Source organism: Paraflavitalea pollutisoli (assembly GCF_029360705.1).
Lineage (GTDB): Bacteria > Bacteroidota > Bacteroidia > Chitinophagales > Chitinophagaceae > Paraflavitalea > Paraflavitalea pollutisoli.
The window spans coordinates 326,690-346,117 of the sequence record NZ_JARKMX010000004.1; the positions used below are offsets into that span (position 1 = coordinate 326,690).

Here is a 19,428-nt window from a genome sequence, read left to right on the forward strand (position 1 = left end):
TCATTGATCGATCATCGGATCATTCGTACAATTCATGGTAGGGTGCGCAATAGGAGAAAAATACCCATTAATGAGTATTGCGGGCAACGGCAGGTTTTAGCATCTTGGCAGGGATTACTGCTACTGCCGAAGTAGCTTGCCTCAACCCCTAAATGATTGATCAACATGAAGATGCTGTACCCGGTCCGACTGGTCCTTTTCCTTTCCCTTTTTATGCCCGCCGCCTGCGGTAAAAATGAAAAGCCCCTGAGTGCAGAAGAACAACTGTCTCAACAACGACTGGCGGATGCTGCCTTCAACAGCAATATCACTCCTGGTGTGGGCAATGTGCTGTTCGAGTCGAACCTGGTTCCGAATGCCCAACACCAACTCGTATTTAAGATTTCCTATAATGGCGATACCTTGGCAGGATATGGTAAGATCAATGCTGCCGGTAAATTGCAATACCTGACTGCAACGGCACTGGCCAAAAAAGGCAATACCGAGGTGCTGGTCACGGAAATGTTTCCCGAAGTCTCTAAGAGCCGGATGTACACCATCCTGAACGGCAAAAAGAGCAGCATCGTGGTAGAGATGAACCACCTCGCTGCCAACCGGGTGAGTATGTCGACGATCGACCTGGATTGGACAACGGGTCAATCGACCGTGATCAACCAATCCTACTATACAGATGGAAAGGAGATGGCTGGTTTTACAGCGCTTCGCGAAACAGGAGAGGGTGGCGACCGGGTATATAATTGCGCCGAACCGCAACCCTCGGACGATGTCAATAAGTCTGTCGACAATACCCTCGATTATTTTCAATGTGGTGGGCATGCTTATGATACATATCCCGCCCTGGCGGCTATCAAGGCGGCTATTATGAAATCGATTGAAGCTGTTAAGAATGCCGCTAAATACCAAAGCAAACAGGAGGAAGTAAAAAGCATGGAGCGCAACTACAGCGCGCTCAATGAACTCTTCAAAAGTATCAGTGGCAAGATCTCCGGATATAAATTTGAGAAGTCGATCCTCGCCGGTTATCTCCGCGATTTGGCTGCAGAGATCAATGAACTGAAGGCTCAATTGCGGCCGGATGTGTTGCTGGTGCCTTTTGCAGAGGCGTCCGATCTGGACTATGATGAGGTGACTGATGAGGAGGTGAAACTGACCTTCACCCTGATCGATCAGGAAACCAGGCTGCCTTACACCAAAAAGCCCATTGGCATCGATATGGCCTTCATGGTACCAGGCACCAACGAGGCCGTGTATATGGAAACAAAGTTTACGTCTACCGTAAACGGCCTCGTGACCTTCAAGGTGGATCCCACGACCATTCCCGATCATGAGCTGTATAAGAACCTGACGGCCCGCTATGCCTTTACCCAGGACAACTGGAGCAAGAGTGAGACGCGTAGCCTTAGTTTCCAATACATCAAACCTAAACTGGTGATGAAGACCGGGGCGGCAGTACCTAATTCCACCAGTTGGGAGTCTGGCGAGAAGCGTTCTTTCAAATGGGTGAATGAAGATGGCCGGGATATTTCCGTGAGTGCCGGTGACTATACGCTCAATAACAGCAACACCAAAGTACAGTATACGCTGTTGAAAGGCGGGAGTGATTTTGACCTGACGCTCAAGCACGATGAGCCAACCGATCAATATACCAGCCTGGAGTTTGTGTACAAGGGAAAAAAGGTGCAGACGGTATCGACGGGTGTTACGCCGCCTTGTCCGGACGCCCCCGTGATCACCGGAGTTACCCTGGGTTGTGATCCCAAAGGAATTGTGATCAAAGTGGCCTTTACTGCCAAAGGATCAGGTATCCTGGCTTCGGGTGGCAGTGGGGGGTGTGACATGGCACAGACTTGTTATCCGGTGCGGCTGTATTTTATGAACCCGGGTGCGCCGCAGTTTGAGATCGCTGCCAATGGGTATTCGGTGTACCTGATCTCCGGTACCGTGAATGAAGGAGTCGTGGGAATTTATATCGCGGGATGCCTATCCGGCAAAGGTCCGCGCGAAAGTCTGGAGGCCAGTTATCCCAACTACCGCTGGCAGGTGCAGTTGATGAATAAGTGTAACAAACGAAGCAGTTTGGTTGATTTGTAATAGTGTACCGTACAATGGCCCGCCGGACCTATTGCGCAACCGGTTGCCTGTTGTCGCCCGCTGAAAAGGCGGTAGATTACTGGATTAAAGCAGCTTTTATGACCAGGATCTATCGAAGCATTTGGCGGTCAGGACTCGTGTTCTTATTGGGCGCTTATCCAAGTATCGGCAGGGGGCAGGTAGGGTTTGTTAACCCCGCACCCTTCGTGATACCCGCTTTGCGGGAGTGGGTGGGGAGCAATGGTTACTACCAATTGCCAGGCCAGGCCCGGTTGGTCGTAGCCCCCTCCTCCCGAACCGAGCTGTTGCCTGTAGCGAAACTAATGGCGGAGGACATGCGGGTAGCCGGATATGTTACCAAATGTACGGTACTGGTAGGCCAGCCCCGGGCTGGTGACATTTATTTTACTCCACTCACATCCGATAGCCTGTTGCCCGCCGAAGGCTACCGGCTGGAGATTGGCGATCTCGTTACTGTTAGGGCCAAAGATGTACCAGGTGCTATCTGGGCCACCCGAAGTTTGCTGCAGCTGCTGGCGCAGGATACCGGGCATCGGCATATCCCCCGGGGAAAGGCCCTCGACTATCCCCAATATGCCGTACGTGGTTTCGTGCTCGATGTAGGGCGGAAATTCTTTACCATCGACTTCCTGCGCAACTATGTAAAGTTCATGTCTTATTACAAGATGAATGATTTTCACATTCACCTCAATGATAACGGCTTCAAATATTTCTTCAACGACAACTGGGACAGCACCTATGCTGCCTTCCGCCTGGAAAGCGAAACCTATCCGCAGCTGACCGCCCGGGACGGGCATTATACCAAAAAAGAGTTCATTGCCTTGCAGGAGCTGGCGCAGCAATATGGCGTCAACATCATACCGGAGATCGATGTGCCGGCGCATGCGCTGGCTTTTAGCCGCGCGGTGCCAGGTATTGGCAGTGAGCGGTATGGTCAGGATCATCTTGATCTTAACAATCCCATGACCTATACAGTGGTCGATAACGTGTTTAAAGAATACTTGTCGGGCGCCCGGCCGGTGTTCAGGGGGAAAGAGGTACATATCGGTACGGACGAATACGACAAAAAAGAAGCGGAACCGTTCCGCCGGTTTACGGATCATTATATCCGCCTGGTGGAAAGTTATGGCAAGCGGGTGCGCCTGTGGGGCGCGCTGACCCATGCCAAGGGAAACACGCCGGTGAAATCGGCTGGCGTGACCATGAATTTGTGGTACAATGGATATGCAGAGCCCAGGGACATGTTTGCCCAGGGCTTCCAGGGCATCAGCACCCCTGATGGCTGGCTGTACATTGTGCCGGCGGCGGGTTATTACTATGATTACCTCAACGTAAAGCGCCTGTACAACGAGTGGACGCCCAGCCGCATCGGTAAAGATTCGTTTCCCGAACCCTATGGCCCGTTACGGGGTGGCTCCTTTGCCGTGTGGAATGACCATGTGGGCAATGGCATCACCGAAAAAGATGTGCACCACCGGGTGTTTCCGGCCATGCAGGTGCTGGCGCAAAAGATGTGGGGCGGCAGGGCAACGCGCACAGACTACGCAACTTTCGGGCAATTGGCGCGTGGATTGGGTGAGGGGCCCGGGTTGAATATGCTGGGCCGGCTGCCGGGTATTGATTCGATGACATTGGATTTCCGCCAGGGCAAACGGCATCGGGCGTTAATAGACCCGGCTGGCGAAACCCTGACGCTTTCTGGTGGGAATAGCCACCTGGCAACCGGCATTCCGGGAATTGGTTATGACTATACGGTTAGTTTTTACCTGAAGGCGGCCGCAGGCAATGCACCGGATGCGGTATTGTTTGGCAGTTCCGATGCTACAGTGACCCTCAATCAGCAGGGCAGTGGTTTTCTGGGTTTTTCACGCGAGGGGTACCATGAGCACTTCAATTACTCGGCGCCTGCTGAGGTGTGGACACATATTGTAATGGTGGGCGATAACAAGGGTACCAGTCTGTATGTGAATGGTCAATTGGTCGAAAAACTCGAAGGTGCCAGGCGGACTTTTAATAACGGTAAGGAAACGGCCAGGGTGCAAACACTTTTCTTCCCTTTACAAACCATCGGGGATGTACGTCATGCGGCGCGTGCATCGATCCGGCAGCTGCAGGTGTTTACGCGGGCGCTGGAGGCCGGTGCGGTGCAGCGGCTAGCGAAATAAGACATTATAGTTTTTATTACTTACATTCGATCACCTTTCAGCTTTTTGTAGGTTAAATGGCTGGTTACGGGCGGCAGTCGCCGCTGGCCATTTGTACGAAAACTATTAATGATTGAACAACTATGGGTCTATTTAACTGGCTTACGCAAGAGATAGCGATGGATCTGGGAACGGCCAATACATTGATCATACACAACGATGAGATAGTTGTCAACGAGCCTTCGATCGTGGCGCTGCGGCGCAACAACCCCAAGGAAGTGCTGGCCGTCGGCAAAAAGGCGTTGATGATGCATGAGAAGACGCATGAAGATATCAGGACCATCCGGCCGCTGAGAGACGGTGTGATCGCAGATTTCAATGCCGCGGAATTGATGATACGGGGGCTTATCAAAATGGTGCGCCCTGGCAGGTCTTTATTTGCCCCATCGTGGCGGATGATGATCTGTATACCTTCGAGCATTACCGAGGTAGAAAAAAGGGCTGTGCGCGACAGTGCCGAGCAGGCCGGCGCCAAGGAGGTATACCTGGTACATGAACCCATGGCAGCTGCCCTGGGTATAGGGATCGACGTGGAAGAGCCGGTTGGTAATATGATCATCGATATTGGCGGCGGAACCACTGGTATTACGGTGATAGCTCTCGCAGGCATCGTGTGCGACCAATCCATCCGGATTGCGGGTGACGAATTTACGGCCGATATTATGGAGGCTTTGCGCCGCTACCACAGTTTGCTGATCGGTGAGCGTACTGCGGAGCAGATCAAAATACAGATCGGCGCTGCTACCAAGGACCTGGACGATCCTCCGGCCGATATTCCGGTCAATGGTCGCGACCTGGTGACGGGTATTCCCAAGCAGATCTATGTCAGCTACCAGGAAGTGGCTGAGGCTTTGGATAAAAGCGTATTTAAGGTCGAGGAGGCTATTTTGAAGGCGCTGGAACAAACACCTCCGGAACTGGCCAGCGATATTTACCGCCGCGGCCTGTACCTGACGGGGGGGGGCGCGTTGCTACGTGGGTTGGACAAACGATTGAGTCAGAAAATCAAGTTGCCGGTGCACATTGCCGATGATCCGCTGAAAAGCGTAGTGCGCGGTACAGGTCTGGCATTGAAGCGGTTTCATGATTATCCTTTCATTATGCGATAAACGGGGTAACGGGGGGTGGGGCCTGATCCCTTTCCAGGTACTGGGAAGCGGCTGGGGGGGACGCTCTAAAATGCTTGTTATTAAATGATTATCAGGTGTTTGAACGTCGTATGTATGCCCGATAGTGATGGAATAATATTTGATGTGATATAACCAAAACCTCGTGATATGCCGGCAGCACAGAAAATAGCCGAATACAAGCAATTTCATTTGTGGGCGATCGAATCGGATGACAACGAGGCTTGTTATATCCGCATCAAAGATAAAAATGCGCCCATTGACGAAACAGTCGTGCTGGTTCAAACAATGGATTGCGCCTATACCCGGGGCGATGAGGACAGCATGCTCGATGCCCTGGACCAGGCTAAAAGGTACATTGATGAGCACCTTGTGTAGCAGGGGTAGTGCATAACTCCCGGCGTTATTCTACAGTAAACGGCGGTGTACATCCGGCGAACCCATCGCCGCTCTCCCTAAAAAAGCATAGGTTATGAAATTACTGCTTACTTCGGCAGGCATTAGCAATGAGCGTATTCACCAGGCATTGGTTGATCTCCTTGGGAAACCGGTCAGCGAGGCCAGTGCCTTGTTTGTCCCTACTGCTATCTATGCCATTCCAAACGGCGGTAATATCGTGCAACGGGTGATCAATGGTACCCTGGGCGATCCCTTTTGCCAGCTGGGCTGGAAAACCTGGGGCCTATTGGAGTTGACTGCTTTGCCAGGCCTCAAACACGATCTATGGGTTCCACTATTGGAGGAAACGGATGCGCTATTGGTGGGGGGAGGCGATTGCCAGTTCCTCACCTATTGGATGCAACAGAGTGGATTGGCTGACATGCTGCCTGCCTTGTTGCAAAAGACGGTATACGTAGGCCTGAGTGCAGGCAGTATGATCATGACCAGCTACGGCACAACCTATGGTCACCATGATCTGCCAGCTGATACGCCCCGGTCGCTGGGTTTCCTGGACTTTGCGCTGCATCCTCATTTGGATTACCCGGCTTTTCCGGATAACTCCCTGGCCAATTTGTCAGCACTCGCGCAGAGGTTACCCATGCCTTCATATGCGATCGACGATCAAACGGCCATCCAGGTCGTGGATGGTGTTGTGGAAGTCGTGTCGAAGGGGCATTGGAAGTTGTTTACCCCAGGTGAGGGCATCTCTTAATTTTCTTATTTTTCAACTGTTGATTCGATTACGAATGCTTTCAGGCTGGCCATCTTGCCATCCCGGAACTGCCAGACATCGCAGTAGTCGTACGTGATCATTTTTCCTTCTCCATTCTTCATACTGATCTTGCCAATGGCTGTTAGCAGTTCACCTTCTGCCACCAGGTACTCTACCATGAATTGTGGCGGTTCTACATAAGCCTTTGCCATGTATTGCCGTACGGCTTGTTTGCCCCGCAGGGTTTGCTCGCCTACGAAAGTCCATTCGGTGTCGTTGGTGCAATAGGAGAGGAAGGTCTCATGATCGCCCCGGGTGATGGCGGCGTTGGCGGTCTGCAGAATTGACTTGTTGTCTGTGTTCATGGATCGGTTTTAGTCGGGTACCGGCAAATAAGATGCCTGGGGCTGTTATTGTATGGTTTCGCCGTTATAGTCGATCTTGTATTGTCGACCATTGAAATCGGTGAGGGCAATATGGTCATCGTATAACTGAAAAGGATTTTCACCTTCCAGGCGGACGAATATATCTGCTCCGCTAAAGCTCCAGCAAACATTACCGTTCCTGTCAATCCTGGCGATGGATAGTTCGCCATGTGTGATATAGCCATCTTGAAAAGGATGAATAGAAAAGCAGGTAGCGCAGTCCGCTTCCGTCATCCAGTTTAAGGTAAGCCACGGCAAGGCCAGCGAGAAAACAATGTTGCAGCACCGCGTGACGAGGTTGCCCTCGTCGATGACGATGGAGTCCCTTGTTGCCGATGTGGCTCCGGCAGCAGCCAGCAGGATCGTACTGGCGATCTTTACATCGTTCCGATAAACCACAACGGCTTGTTGAGAAACCGGCATGAATTTCTTGTGCTGGTCCGGTTGGTAGACATGATCATACTGCAAAGCCTGATCGCCCTTGTCGGCAAACAGGTGATCGTCGAAAACTTCAATGGAGAGGTCATGGTAGTGTAGGGGGATGTTCATTACCCCAAATATACTTGCCAGATTCTGCATCCCCAATCCCCCCGGTCCTATTACGCCTCCAAAAACAAATGCAGCGATTTGATCTTTCCGTCTTCGATGAGGGCTATGTCCATGCCAGAGGCTGCGGGCAGTTGACCGGGTATGCCGAGGTGCCAGGCGATCTGTTGTACCTGGTGGTTGGCTTTGGCGGGTCTATTCAGTTGGAAGGTGAATTCCAGTGGCCATTTCGACTGCAGGCCGGCGATCACTTCGTTGATGGCCTGGTAACCGATGATAGCCGGTCCTTCCTGTGATTCATAAAAGTGAATATCAGGGGCGTAGATTTTTTCCATGGCTGCTAACCGGTTGTCGGCGTTGCGGTCGTTCCAGATCACGAGTAAACTGTCTTCGAGCTGTTGGGCTTTGCTATTCATGTAGCGTATTTTTGATGCATCAAAGCTACACATGGCATTGCTCCTGGCCGTTGATGTATGTCAATAAATGGAGAAGGCGAAGCACCATATGGCAGGCTGCCGTTGATCTAAGCGTTTGGGGTATCCTTTGCCGCCAGTGCGTCGATGTCTTTAACGTGGATGATGTTGTTGGGGTAACCGTGTTTTGATACGTAAATCATTGATAGGGCCACCTGGTGGATGGTATTGGACATGCGTGGGAATAAGGTCTTGAGTACGGGGTAGAGAAATGTCACTGCCTTGAAGAGGGTGTTCATTCGCTTTTGTCCGTTGGTTGCCTTCATAAAACCTACGCGGTAGCCGAAAGCTTGTTTGAAGGGAAGGCGCATCAGGTCGTTTTCCGTTTTGCCTTTGATGCGGGCCCAGGCCAGGCGTCCCTTTTCAGAGCTGTCCGTACCGCTGCCGCTAACGTAGATAAATGAAAGTTGTGGGTTGGGAGAAAGGCATTTGGCAAAATGAAGGGTCGTATCGTACGTGATACGTTTGTACTCCGCTTCTTTGATACCCACGCTGCTGATGCCGGCGCAGAAGAAGCAGGCATCGTAGCCTTTTAGTTTGGGGTCGTCCAGTGACAGGGCCAGGAAGTCGGGCACCAGGTATTCTTCCAGTTTGGCGTGGGATATACCAGTTGGTTTGCGGCTCACGCTTATTACCTGGCTGATGGCAGGATGCTGCAAACATTCGAGTAAAACGCCTTCACCTACAAAGCCGGTGGTGCCGGTGATCACGATTTTCATGGTGCTGTTGATTTAATGCCCGTGGATCTTCAAAAGTATAAAAATAATGCCTCTGCGGCAGACGCCAGTGGCTTTCCGCAACATGAATCAATAACAACTAAATTTTACCCGACTCGGCAAACCTCGGTAGAATTCCCTTACCGTTTAACCCAGATTTGTGTTATCAAAATTGATAAATATGATAACAGCTACCAACATGACAACTTCCAACTTTAGCGCGATCATGCAGCTGCTGACAGGCATCTGCCCACTGCTTGCCTGGATACTGTCTACACATGGCCTACACCCCTTAGAGAAATTGCCGCCCTACCAGAGAGCGTTCAGGCAATGTGTAGAGCATGTGCAGGCCATGGTTACGCTGTATGAAGAAGCGCTGGATCGATTAGTGTATTGTGGCAACTGTGACCGCCCCCACCTTCACCGCCTCTGCCCCCGGCTGCCTGCCACCAACAGCCATGTTAACAGGCCCTTTAACAGGGATGGGCTTGCCCTGGTTATCGATGACGGCCAGGTCTTCCCGGGTCAGGTTGAATTGAACGGTCCTGCTTTCGCCTTTCTTCAGGAAGATACGCTGAAAGCCTTTGAGGGACCGGATAGGGGCATTCTGGCCGGTCGTGGATACATAGAGCTGCACCACTTCTTCGCCATCGCGAGAGCCCGTATTGGTCACCGTAGCCGTCACGTTGATCTTAGACTGACCACTGATCTTGATATTCTGGTAACGGAACGTTGTATAGCTTAAGCCATAGCCAAATTCATACAAGGGCTTTCCTTTGAAATACCGGTAGGTGCGATTCTTCATGTCGTAATCGCCGAAGGCCGGCAGGTCACTATCGCTGGCATAGAAGGTAACCGGTAAGCGCCCCGCCGGATTGTAGTCGCCAAACAATACATCCGCGATCGCCGTACCGGCAGACTGTCCACCATACCAGGTGTTGAGTATCGCTGGAATATTGGCTGCCTCCCAGGGCGTCGCGATCGCACTGCCCGTCATCATCGCAAACACAACCGGTTTGCCCGTTGATTTCAGTGTTTTCAATAACGCCGTTTGCACTGCCGGCAATTGAATCGTTGTACGGTCACCCCCATTAAAACCCGGATAGTCCACCCGCATCTCTTCGCCTTCCAACTGCGGGGAAATGCCGCCCGCAAATATGATGACGTCGATATCTCCGAGCCGCGCAGCCAGTGCATCGAAATCGGTCTTTGCCAATCGACCTGCCCTCAATTGCACATTCGCTTTGCCTTCTGCCTGTACGTATTCGACAACCAACTTATACGTGGTGTTGGCTTTGGTAAACAGCTTATAGGTGCGCGCGCCCCACCGATTGCGGGTCCACGCATCGATCACCGGCTTTCCATCGATCAGGAAACGGTAACCATCATCGGCCGACAATTCAAAAGTAATATCGCCATTTTCCGTGGCCGTAAACTCAGTGGAATACCGGGCCGAAAAATTGTACGCCTTCAAGGTGTCTACGACGATCTGCCCTTCCTGCCAACTGTTGTCCAGGCGGGATTCCATACGCTGTACAAGCGGTGTTCCCTTCAGCTCCTTATTGTTATAGTATTCTGCATAAAAGCCGTTTTGTCCCTGGTACTTATACTGGCCATCCATATTCCGATACTGCAATAAGGTGTCATTCGTAAAATTGATGGCTTTCTCATATACGACTTCCGTTCCACTGCCCAGCTTATTCCGGATACCCTGCAGCAAGGTGACCGATTCGGAGGGGATACCGTTATAATTGCCCAGAATGGCTATGGCATTGTCTGCATTCGGGCCTACCACAGCGATCTTCTTCAACTTTTTGGAAAGCGGTAGCAGGTTGCGCTCGTTCTTCAAAAGAACAATGGATTGCTGTGCCATCTTCAGCGCATGCGCCTTGTGCGGCGTGCTCTCCAGCACCGAAGAAGGTGTCTGCGCGTATTTAACCATCGAAGCCGGGTCAAACATGCCCAGCCGAAAACGGATCATAAACAGTCTTTTGACCGACTGATTTATCTGCTCTTCCCCGAGCTTACCTTCCTTCACCGCCAGTACCAGCGATTTGTATACATCCGTACCGCACTCCACATCGGTACCGTGGAAAACCGCGTCTGCGGAAGCATCCACGGCGTTTTTATGCGTCTTGTGGTTCTTGAAGAAATCATCGATTGCCCAGCAATCAGATGTCACATACCCGGTAAACTTCCATTGGTTGCGCAAGATGTCGATCATCAACTGATCGCTGCCGCAACAGGGTTGCGACTTGAAGGCATTGTACGCACACATTACGCCGGCCACGCCGGTCTTCGTGATCAATTGCTTGAAGGCCGGCAGATAGGTATTCCAAAGATCATAGTCGTTGGGAGAGAAATTATCGACATGGCGGGACGGCTCCGGTCCGCTATGAACCGCATAGTGCTTGGCGCAGGCCGCTGCTTTTAGGTACTTTGGGTCATTGCCCTGCAGTCCGTGTACAAAGGCGGTGCCCATCATGGCCGTCAGGAAAGGGTCTTCGCCATAGGTTTCCTGGCCGCGGCCCCAACGTGGATCGCGGAAGATATTGATATTGGGCGTCCAGTAGGTGAGGCCCACATACCGTTGCCCGGTTTGTCCTTTTTCATTGGCCAGGTTGAACACGGCCCTGCCTTCATCTGCTGAATAACTGGCCATCTGTTTCAGGGAACTGCTATCAAATGTAGCTGCCATCGCAATGGCCTGTGGATACACCGTCACCCGGAAGGGCGTTCGCGCCACGCCGTGTAATACTTCATTCCACCAATCATAAGCCGGAATGCCAAGTCGTGGTATGGCAGGCGCTGCATTGAGCATTTGGCCCACCTTTTCCTCGAGTGACATTCGGCTCACGAGATCGTCAACCCGTTGCTCAAAAGTGAGCCCTGTATTTTGAAAGGGGTAGTTGGTTTGTGCGGAGCTTCCTATTGAAAATAGGGTAGTGACAGCGAACAAAGCAGTCGTTATCAGTGGTCTCATCTGGTCTTTTTTGCAGTAGCGCCGGTCATCCATGCTATCGATGCCAGGCCGTTGGGGAATATGGTTTTACAATCCCTATAAATATAGGCAAAATGGGCTGGAGACTGTCCTGTACCAGCTGCTCCCTGGCGAGAATGATACGGAGCGGACAGGCGGGGTGATGTCATGCGATGGAAGGGACAGGCATGAACCGCCTTTGTAGTGGCCGTAATTGCCTGTACGTCGATTCCCTGACCCTTCCGCTGCCGGTTACAAGTATCGCTGTATCCATTGAATTTTACGCATCAAAGCTACCAGGCCCCAACTCAGTGCCAAAGACAGGACGAAAGATACGAGGCATTTTATAATCGCTGGCAGGTCCAGGGGTAGCAACAGATATTGTGTCCAGGTGATGAATACATAATGGACCAGGTAAATGCCGTATGCATTGGCAGAGAGCGATTGTAAGAACGGACGTGGCGTACGCACCAGCGCTTTGTAGGCAAATAGGAAGGCAAGGCAACTGGCTGTGCAGGAAGCAACATACAGTACATAATAGATCATCCAACCCGTTGTGGAAGCCATAACTTCCTGCTTTACCCAATGCTCTAATTGTGGTGGAATAATAGTGAGTATTGCATATGAAAGCAGGCAGAGGCCCACCATATAGGGCCACCGTCGATTAACGCTTGTGTTATTGGCCAATAGTCCGCTGGCTTCCTGCGCACTATTACTGGCCACACCCAGCGTAAAGTAACCGAAATACAGGAGTATACGGCTCAATTGAAAATCGAAGGGGCCCCAGCCAGTCCATCGGTAGGGGCCCAGCCAGAGCGCCAGGGGGACCAGTAGTATCCAGGTTAGTGCGAACCACAGCAGCCACAGGCCGATTGGTCGGTTTTGTAGCCTGGCCACCCAGCCACCAAACTTGTGTAAGGGTACCATGACCAACGGATATAATAGTGCCATGACCAGGTTGAAGGTAAACAGGAGCCAGATAAACCAGGGCGGTCCTACAGGCCATTGTTCCGTCGTGAAAAAATCGATGATATAGTGGCGAAGGTCATGCCGGTGATAGGCCTGCAGGTAGGCTGGGTAATAAGCAATGAGCATCAACAACGATACAGCGATGGCAAAAGGTATCAAAAGGCGGTAAAACCTGTCACGAATGAATAGCCATACACCTTTCTTTTGCAATGAGGGAAGCACGAATATGCCACTTATAAAAAACATAAGCGACATGAAGAAAACATCATTGAAATTCTCGAAGATGTCGAGTCCGATCCAGCGGTGTGTGTCTACTACGGGTGCTGTGCTTAAAATATACGCTTCCGGACGAAATGCTGCGAAGGTGGTATAGGCCAATGAAGCGTGGTGAGCTACGACCAACACTGTTAAGGTAGTGCGGAGATAATCCAGCCATAAGGTTCTGTTGTGCGTGATGCCCATCAACGTAGTTTCCTTTGAAACGTATTGGCATACTGTAATGTTACAGTCGGAATTTATCGATAACTTGATAAGCTTTTTGCTATGGTATGATTATAAGGCAATAGAATTGTAAAGTTTGGCTTTCTAGTCTGTCACCTGGTGTTGGAGGGCTGTAAATGCGTTGATGATCTGGTTACGGATGGCCTGAGGTAATGTGCTGTTGGCATGAATACGCAAATCAAGCCTTTTTTTTGTTTCCAGAAGCCACACGTGGTTAAAGATCCTGTCTGGTATCTGTTTATTAAAATAAGAGGGCTTTTGGCTGAAAAAATCTTTGTGATCCTGTTCAATCTCCAGTAACATCAATTCCATCTTATCCAATAGCTCGTCCTTTTTTATCTTGAAAGAATCGAGGGGGTATTTTCGCATCCCCGGTGTGGTAAATGATTGGCGGCACTTTTGGTAAAAGAACAGTTCCAGTGCATCAATGGCACGCCCCCTGAAATGCAAAAACAAGTCGGTACTCCCACCTACGGGCATAGTTCGTAGTATTTCTTGCAGTTGTGCAGTTGTGTCAACGACCCGCCGCTGTTGAGGGCTAAATCCTCTTAGATCGGTGGTAACTACAGATAGTGCCCACTTAATCATTTTTTTAAGTTCAGATAGGTCCGACTGACACGGCAATGCGGATAGTTTTTCAATGGTGTAATAGATCATGGCGCGCCCTCCCATTCTAAATATACAATTAGCTAATAATGTAATCGGGATTCTGCCGTTTACAGTGGGTAATGACTTATTTTTTGCCAATCCCCGCCCGTTTCAATTTGCGCCCCCGGATTTCCGGGGTTTCCTTATTTTCGTCGCCAGCGATGGAATCTTATTCTACTTATTCTTTGGGGGAACTGGTGAGGCTGGTGGCAGCCGGCGATGAAATGGCATTTACGTTGCTTGTAAACCGCTTGTGGCGCAACTGCTACTTCCATGCCCTGACCTACACCCACAGTCCCCAACGCGCCGAAGAGATCACGCAGGACATCTTCCTCCAGGTCTGGAAGCACCGGGCCAAACTGCAGGAGGTGGCTGACTTCGAAAGCTGGTTCAAGGTTGTCGCCCGCAACAAGATCATTTCTGCCCTTCGCGGCAAACTGCAAGCGATTGCCGGCCTCGATAGTGTAGGGGAAGCCACTTCCATCGAGCCCCAACTCGTTCCCGACCTCCAGGCCGAATACCGCGAATCGTACCAGATATTGCTGAAGGGTATCGAGCTCATGCCCGAGAAACGCCGGGAAGTGTTCAAGCTGAGCCGGCTGGAAGGCAAATCCAACCAGGAAATCGCAGCGCAACTCAATATACATCCCGTCACGGTATCCCAATACCTCGCCAAATCGCTTGCCTTCCTCAAGTCCTATCTCCAGGAACAGGAAGTAAGTCTCCTGTTTTGCCTGCTTTTCCTGGGCAGCTATTTGTTTCACTAACTTTATTGTAACATTTTCTGGTTACGCTACTTATCCGCGTCACATTTTCTGCGTCTTTGTTTCCGGGCCACCCTATTGCCCCTGCCATATGGACCATCAACGCCTTAACTACCTGCTGGAGGAATATATCCTCGGCCGCCTCGATAAAATACAGGCCGCCGAACTGTTGAGCCTGCTTGACGAGCAGTCCAACGCCAACCAGCTCGACGCCCTCATCGACCAGCAACTGGCCGATAAAACCTACGACCAGGAGGTAGACCTGCCGCTTACCCGCCAACGTATTCTCGACAACCTCGCCGCTGCAATGGCCGGTGCGCCAACCCCGACCAAGGCCCCTGTGCATCACCTGTCTATACTGCGCCGTTGGCGCTGGGCTGCCGCCGCTATCTTACTTTTAGTGGCTGCCGGCACGTTTTGGTTATTACTGCCCGGCAAACGGGATTCCGCTGCCCCTGGTGATATGGCTGTGCAGGACATCGATCCTGGTCACGAGGGCGCTCGCCTCAAGCTTTCAGACAACCGCATCATACTCGTCGATTCCGTTAAAGACGGTCTCATCGCCATGGATGGACAGGTAGCCATATATAAAGAGAACGGCAATATCCTGTACAAAGGGGCCAATGATGCCGTGATCTATAATGAAATGGTGACCGACAAGGGCCGCCAGTATGCCGCTGTATTACCCGATGGATCGACGGTACGCCTCAATGCTATGTCTTCCCTCCGGTACCCCCTGCAGTTTACCGGCAAAGAAAGAGCGGTAACACTGACCGGCGAAGCGATCTTCCAGGTAAAACATGAGGCAAGCATGCCCTTCCGCGTATATATCCATAAAGCCGGCACTGAAGCCGGTATGGTGGAAGACCTGGGCACCGAATTCAACATCAACGCCTATAACGATGAGCAGCTCATCTTGACCAGTGTATCGGAAGGCAGTGTAGCGGTACGCACTGCCGCTGCGAAAACAGACAATACGGTAAAAGCCGGTCAGCAGGCGCAGATAGATGCTCAGGTGGTGAAGGTGGTCAATGATGCGGATATAGACCAGGCCATGGCCTGGTCCAAGGGCATATTCTCCTTCAACGGGGAAACGCTGCAAGGAGTGATGCGTCAACTCGCCCGCTGGTATGATGTGGACGTCGTGTATGAAGGACAGCCGGGTAAAATGCTGTTTGCCGGTGAGATCGCGATGAACCAAACCCTATCCCAGGTACTGAAAGGCCTGGAGTCCATGAAGATCAAGTTTCGTATCGAACATAAACGCATTGTTGTAATGCCGTAGAAAAATATCGCCCCGGGTGGAGCCGGAGCGATATATAATGCCGGAGTTACGCAATGACCAATCTGACTAAGGATTTAATTATTGTCATTAACCCAAGCGCTGCAAAAGTATGAAAATTAACGATTGCAGGTCTTGCACACGCGCTGTGCATCCACCTGTTCAATTTCACCAAAGCCCCCACCAAATCTGGCTGGCTATGAAATTAACTGCTGTATTTCTCCTTGCCGGTCTGCTCACCGCGAGTGCCAACGGGATCGCCCAACAGGTGACCCTACGGGCACAGCAACAGTCCGTAAAACAAGTTTTGAAAGAGATCCGTAAACAAACCGGTTATGTGTTCTTCTACAAGGTCAATGAGGTAGAACAACTGAAACCCGTGAGCGTATCCTGGAAACAAACGCCCCTGCTAACCGCCCTCGATGAGGTGTTTCGCGATCAGTCGGTGTCGTACAATATCCAGGGTACCACGATCTACCTCACTCCCCGAACACCGGCGACTAACAAACCAAAAGCTGACCTGGTGGTACCCCTTGCTATGGACGTTACCGTATTGGTACAGGACAGTTCCGGCCTGCCCCTCGAAGGTGCCTCCGTGCGTGTGAAAGGCACGCAGCAGGGCAAAACTACCAATTCGATCGGTTATGCGGTACTGAACGGCCTCGAGCCCAATACCGTGCTTGTCATTTCTTTTACCGGCTATACCAGCCGGGAAGTAGTGGCCAACAATCCATCGATCACCGTGCGGTTGTCGCCCACGCCCAAAGACATGGAAGAGATCGTGGTAATCGGGTATGGCACGCAAAAGCGTATCAGTGTATCGGGCGCCATTGCTACCGTCAACTCTACCGAACTGAAGCAAAGCCCGGTGGCCAACCTGTCCAATGCACTGGCCGGCCGCCTGCCAGGCCTCATCTCACTGCAAAGAAGCGGTGAGCCGGGTGCCGACGCCAGCGCCATTTATATACGTGGTCTCGAAACCTATTCCGGTTCGCAGGGGCCGTTAATCCTCGTGGATGGCGTAGAACGTTCTTTCGATGGCATCGATGCCAATGAGGTCGATAATATCACCATCCTGAAAGATGCCTCGTCTACTGCCGTATATGGTGTGCGGGGCGCTAATGGCGTAGTACTGGTTACTACCCGCCGCGGTACCAACTCCAAACCACGTGTAAGTGTCACCGCCCAAACCGGTATCCAGCAACCTACCCGGTTGCCCGAATACCTCAACAGCTTTGAAACACTAACGCTTTACCGCGAAGGCCTGCTCAACGATGGGCTCAACGCTTCCGTATACACCGATGAATACCTGGCCAAATATCGTGACCGCAACTATCCGGCCTACCAATACCTGTACCCCGATGTGAACTGGCTCGAAACCTTGCTGAAGGACCAATCCATGATGAGCCAGGCCAACCTCAATGTATCCGGCGGTACCGACAAAGCGCGTTATTTTGTATCGCTCTCGTACCTGCAACAGGATGGGCTGTATCGCTTCGATGATGTGAATCTGTACAGTACGCAGGCAAGAACCCGCAAATACAATTTCCGGTCCAATATCGACCTCAATATCACCAAAGACCTGGTGCTGCAACTAAACCTCGGCGATATCATCACCGACCGCAACTACCCCGGTGCCAATGCCAGTACGATCTTCAGCGGCATGAAGCAGATCGGCCCACATTGGTATCCCGTCACCAATCCCAATGGCTCGATCTCGGCGCTGCAAAGCCGGTTGATCGATAATCCATACGGTCAGCTGACACAAAGCGGTTACCAGAAATTGTTCAGCAATAACCTGACTGCCACAGCCGGGTTTAACCTGAATATGCACTTCATCACCAAGGGGCTCAGTGGCCGTGCCCGCCTTTCCTTCGATGTCAACAACTACCGCAATGTGGCACGCAGAAGGGCCTACGACAGCTACGTGTATTCCATCAGTGATACGGTAGCGGACCTTACCAAGGGTACTTATTACCGCATCACTACCGGCAACAGTGTATTGGACTATAACGTAACCGCCAATGGCAACCGGCGTACCCTGGGTGAATTGTACCTGAACTACGACCGGACTTTCGGCGACCATACGGTGAAAGGTTTGTTCCTCTATAACCAACAATCTTACTCGGCAGACGTCAGTAGCGGCAATGTGATGGGGTCACTGCCCTTTAAATACCAGGGTTGGGTTGGCCGTGTGGAATATGGCTACCAGAACAAGTTGTTTGCAGAGTTTAACTTTGGCTATAATGGTTCGGAAAATTTCCCCGCTGGCAATCGTTTCGGATTTTTTCCCGCCGTATCGGGCAGCTATGTGATCTCGCAGGAAGATTTCTTCGATCCCATCAGCGCAACCATCAATCTCTTGAAATTCCGCGCTTCTTATGGCATCGTGGGTAACGACAATGTAGGTGGTGGTCGCTTCCTGTACCAAAGTACCTGGTCTACCAGTACCACCGGATACCAGTTTGGGGTGAACCGCGATGGCAACGGCTATAGCGGAGCCGGCGAACAGGCGACGGGCAACGAGTTCGTTACCTGGGAAAAAGCGAAGAAGCTGAACATTGGTCTCGATCTGGGCCTGTTCAACAATGCTTTCACCCTGACAGCCGATGTGTTCTTCAACCAGCGCAGCGATATCCTGCAACAGCCACTGTTTGCCCCCGAATACCTGGGCATCAGCAGCCTGCCTTATATCAATGCCGGCCTGGTACGCAACCGTGGTTTCGAGCTCGTGGCCGAATACAAACAGCAAACAAAGAATTTCGGGTATTTTGTCAAGGGTAATTTCTCCTTTGCCCGCAATAAAATATTGGATCAGCGAGAACCGGTACTGGTGAACCGTCAATGGAAGCAGGCCGTTACCCGCCGCATTGGTGAAATGGGAGGCCTTACCTCGCTGGGCCTCTTTAAGGATTGGGAAGACATCGCCAACAGCGCGCGGCAAACATTTGGTGCTGTGCAGCCTGGTGATGTAAAGTATGCAGACCTCAACAGTGATGGCGTGATCGATCAGCTCGATGAAGGTTTCCTTAATAAATCGAGTGTGCCGGAAGCATTTGGCGGCGCTTCGTTTGGCATCAATTATAAAGGGTTTGACCTGAGCGTATTATTTCAGGGCGCCTGGGGGGGCAACGTATACTTCACCGGTGACGCGGTATGGGCTTTTGGCAACCGCAGCGGTACGGTGTTGTCTGAGATCAAAGACAATCATTGGGTAGCCGGTAAAGAAGGGCAGTCCTTCTTGTATCCGCGTATGAGTTCGAACCAGAACGTGAACAATTTCCGCGCTTCCAGTTTCTGGATCCGGTCGTCGGACTATGTGCGGTTGAAGAACGTAGAACTGGGCTACACCATTCCGCGGCTGGCGCTAAAACGAATTGGCATCGAGTCTGCCCGGGTATTCATCAATGGTATCAATCTGCTGACCTGGTCGGAGATCAAAGCTTTTGACCCGGAAATACCCGATGGTACGGGCAACTATCCCCAACAGAAAGTGATCAATGCCGGATTAACCTTCAGCTTTTAAAC

15 protein-coding genes are annotated in these 19,428 nt (G+C 51.5%); 8 read left to right on the plus strand and 7 right to left on the minus strand.

Annotated features, from left to right (window positions below; translation table 11 throughout):
• The first annotated feature begins 165 nt into the window (after positions 1 to 165).
• The 5 genes from P2W70_RS11150 to P2W70_RS11170 all read left to right on the plus strand — a co-directional run bounded on the left by P2W70_RS11150 (position 166) and on the right by P2W70_RS11170 (position 6,596).
• Entirely contained in the window at positions 166 to 2,091 is a 1,926-nt protein-coding gene (locus P2W70_RS11150) for a hypothetical protein (protein ID WP_276481535.1), read from the plus strand.
• Positions 2,092 to 2,105: 14 nt separating this feature from the next.
• Positions 2,106 to 4,277, plus strand: coding sequence for a family 20 glycosylhydrolase (locus tag P2W70_RS11155; RefSeq protein WP_276481536.1), 2,172 nt, complete (start codon positions 2,106 to 2,108; stop codon positions 4,275 to 4,277).
• A 122-nt stretch (positions 4,278 to 4,399) separates the two neighbouring features.
• Positions 4,400 to 5,425 (plus strand): rod shape-determining protein, encoded by a 1,026-nt coding sequence (locus P2W70_RS11160; RefSeq protein WP_276481537.1) that lies wholly within the window; start codon positions 4,400 to 4,402, stop codon positions 5,423 to 5,425.
• 168 nt (positions 5,426 to 5,593) lie between these two features.
• Positions 5,594 to 5,821, plus strand: a complete 228-nt coding sequence (locus P2W70_RS11165) for a hypothetical protein (protein ID WP_276481538.1) — start codon at positions 5,594 to 5,596, stop codon at positions 5,819 to 5,821.
• A gap of 94 nt (positions 5,822 to 5,915) precedes the next feature.
• Complete coding sequence (locus P2W70_RS11170; RefSeq protein WP_276481539.1) at positions 5,916 to 6,596, plus strand: Type 1 glutamine amidotransferase-like domain-containing protein; 681 nt, start codon at positions 5,916 to 5,918, stop codon at positions 6,594 to 6,596.
• 5 nt (positions 6,597 to 6,601) lie between these two features.
• Here the strand turns inward: P2W70_RS11170 and P2W70_RS11175 are convergent, their stop codons facing one another.
• The 7 genes from P2W70_RS11175 to P2W70_RS11205 all read right to left on the minus strand — a co-directional run bounded on the left by P2W70_RS11175 (position 6,602) and on the right by P2W70_RS11205 (position 13,953).
• Positions 6,602 to 6,961, minus strand: a complete 360-nt coding sequence (locus P2W70_RS11175) for a nuclear transport factor 2 family protein (RefSeq protein WP_276481540.1) — start codon at positions 6,959 to 6,961, stop codon at positions 6,602 to 6,604.
• Positions 6,962 to 7,006: 45 nt separating this feature from the next.
• Positions 7,007 to 7,570, minus strand: a complete 564-nt coding sequence (locus tag P2W70_RS11180) for a hypothetical protein (protein WP_276481541.1) — start codon at positions 7,568 to 7,570, stop codon at positions 7,007 to 7,009.
• 50 nt (positions 7,571 to 7,620) lie between these two features.
• On the minus strand, positions 7,621 to 7,983 hold the full coding sequence (locus P2W70_RS11185; RefSeq protein ID WP_276481542.1) for a nuclear transport factor 2 family protein: 363 nt from the start codon (positions 7,981 to 7,983) through the stop codon (positions 7,621 to 7,623).
• A 107-nt stretch (positions 7,984 to 8,090) separates the two neighbouring features.
• On the minus strand, positions 8,091 to 8,759 hold the full coding sequence (locus P2W70_RS11190; protein ID WP_276481543.1) for a Rossmann-fold NAD(P)-binding domain-containing protein: 669 nt from the start codon (positions 8,757 to 8,759) through the stop codon (positions 8,091 to 8,093).
• A 382-nt stretch (positions 8,760 to 9,141) separates the two neighbouring features.
• Positions 9,142 to 11,739, minus strand: coding sequence for a glycoside hydrolase family 3 C-terminal domain-containing protein (locus P2W70_RS11195; RefSeq protein ID WP_276481544.1), 2,598 nt, complete (start codon positions 11,737 to 11,739; stop codon positions 9,142 to 9,144).
• A 249-nt stretch (positions 11,740 to 11,988) separates the two neighbouring features.
• On the minus strand, positions 11,989 to 13,167 hold the full coding sequence (locus tag P2W70_RS11200; RefSeq protein WP_276481545.1) for an acyltransferase family protein: 1,179 nt from the start codon (positions 13,165 to 13,167) through the stop codon (positions 11,989 to 11,991).
• Positions 13,168 to 13,290: 123 nt separating this feature from the next.
• Entirely contained in the window at positions 13,291 to 13,953 is a 663-nt protein-coding gene (locus tag P2W70_RS11205) for a hypothetical protein (protein WP_276481546.1), read from the minus strand.
• Between the two features lie 62 nt (positions 13,954 to 14,015).
• Between P2W70_RS11205 and P2W70_RS11210 the strand changes: the two genes are divergently transcribed.
• From P2W70_RS11210 to P2W70_RS11220, 3 genes are all read left to right on the plus strand, one after another.
• A complete protein-coding gene (locus P2W70_RS11210) occupies positions 14,016 to 14,621 on the plus strand; it encodes an RNA polymerase sigma factor (protein WP_276481547.1) in 606 nt (201 codons plus the stop codon).
• Positions 14,622 to 14,709: 88 nt separating this feature from the next.
• Positions 14,710 to 15,903, plus strand: coding sequence for a FecR family protein (locus tag P2W70_RS11215; RefSeq protein ID WP_276481548.1), 1,194 nt, complete (start codon positions 14,710 to 14,712; stop codon positions 15,901 to 15,903).
• 196 nt (positions 15,904 to 16,099) lie between these two features.
• On the plus strand, positions 16,100 to 19,426 hold the full coding sequence (locus tag P2W70_RS11220; protein ID WP_276481549.1) for a TonB-dependent receptor: 3,327 nt from the start codon (positions 16,100 to 16,102) through the stop codon (positions 19,424 to 19,426).
• Positions 19,427 to 19,428 lie beyond the last annotated feature (2 nt).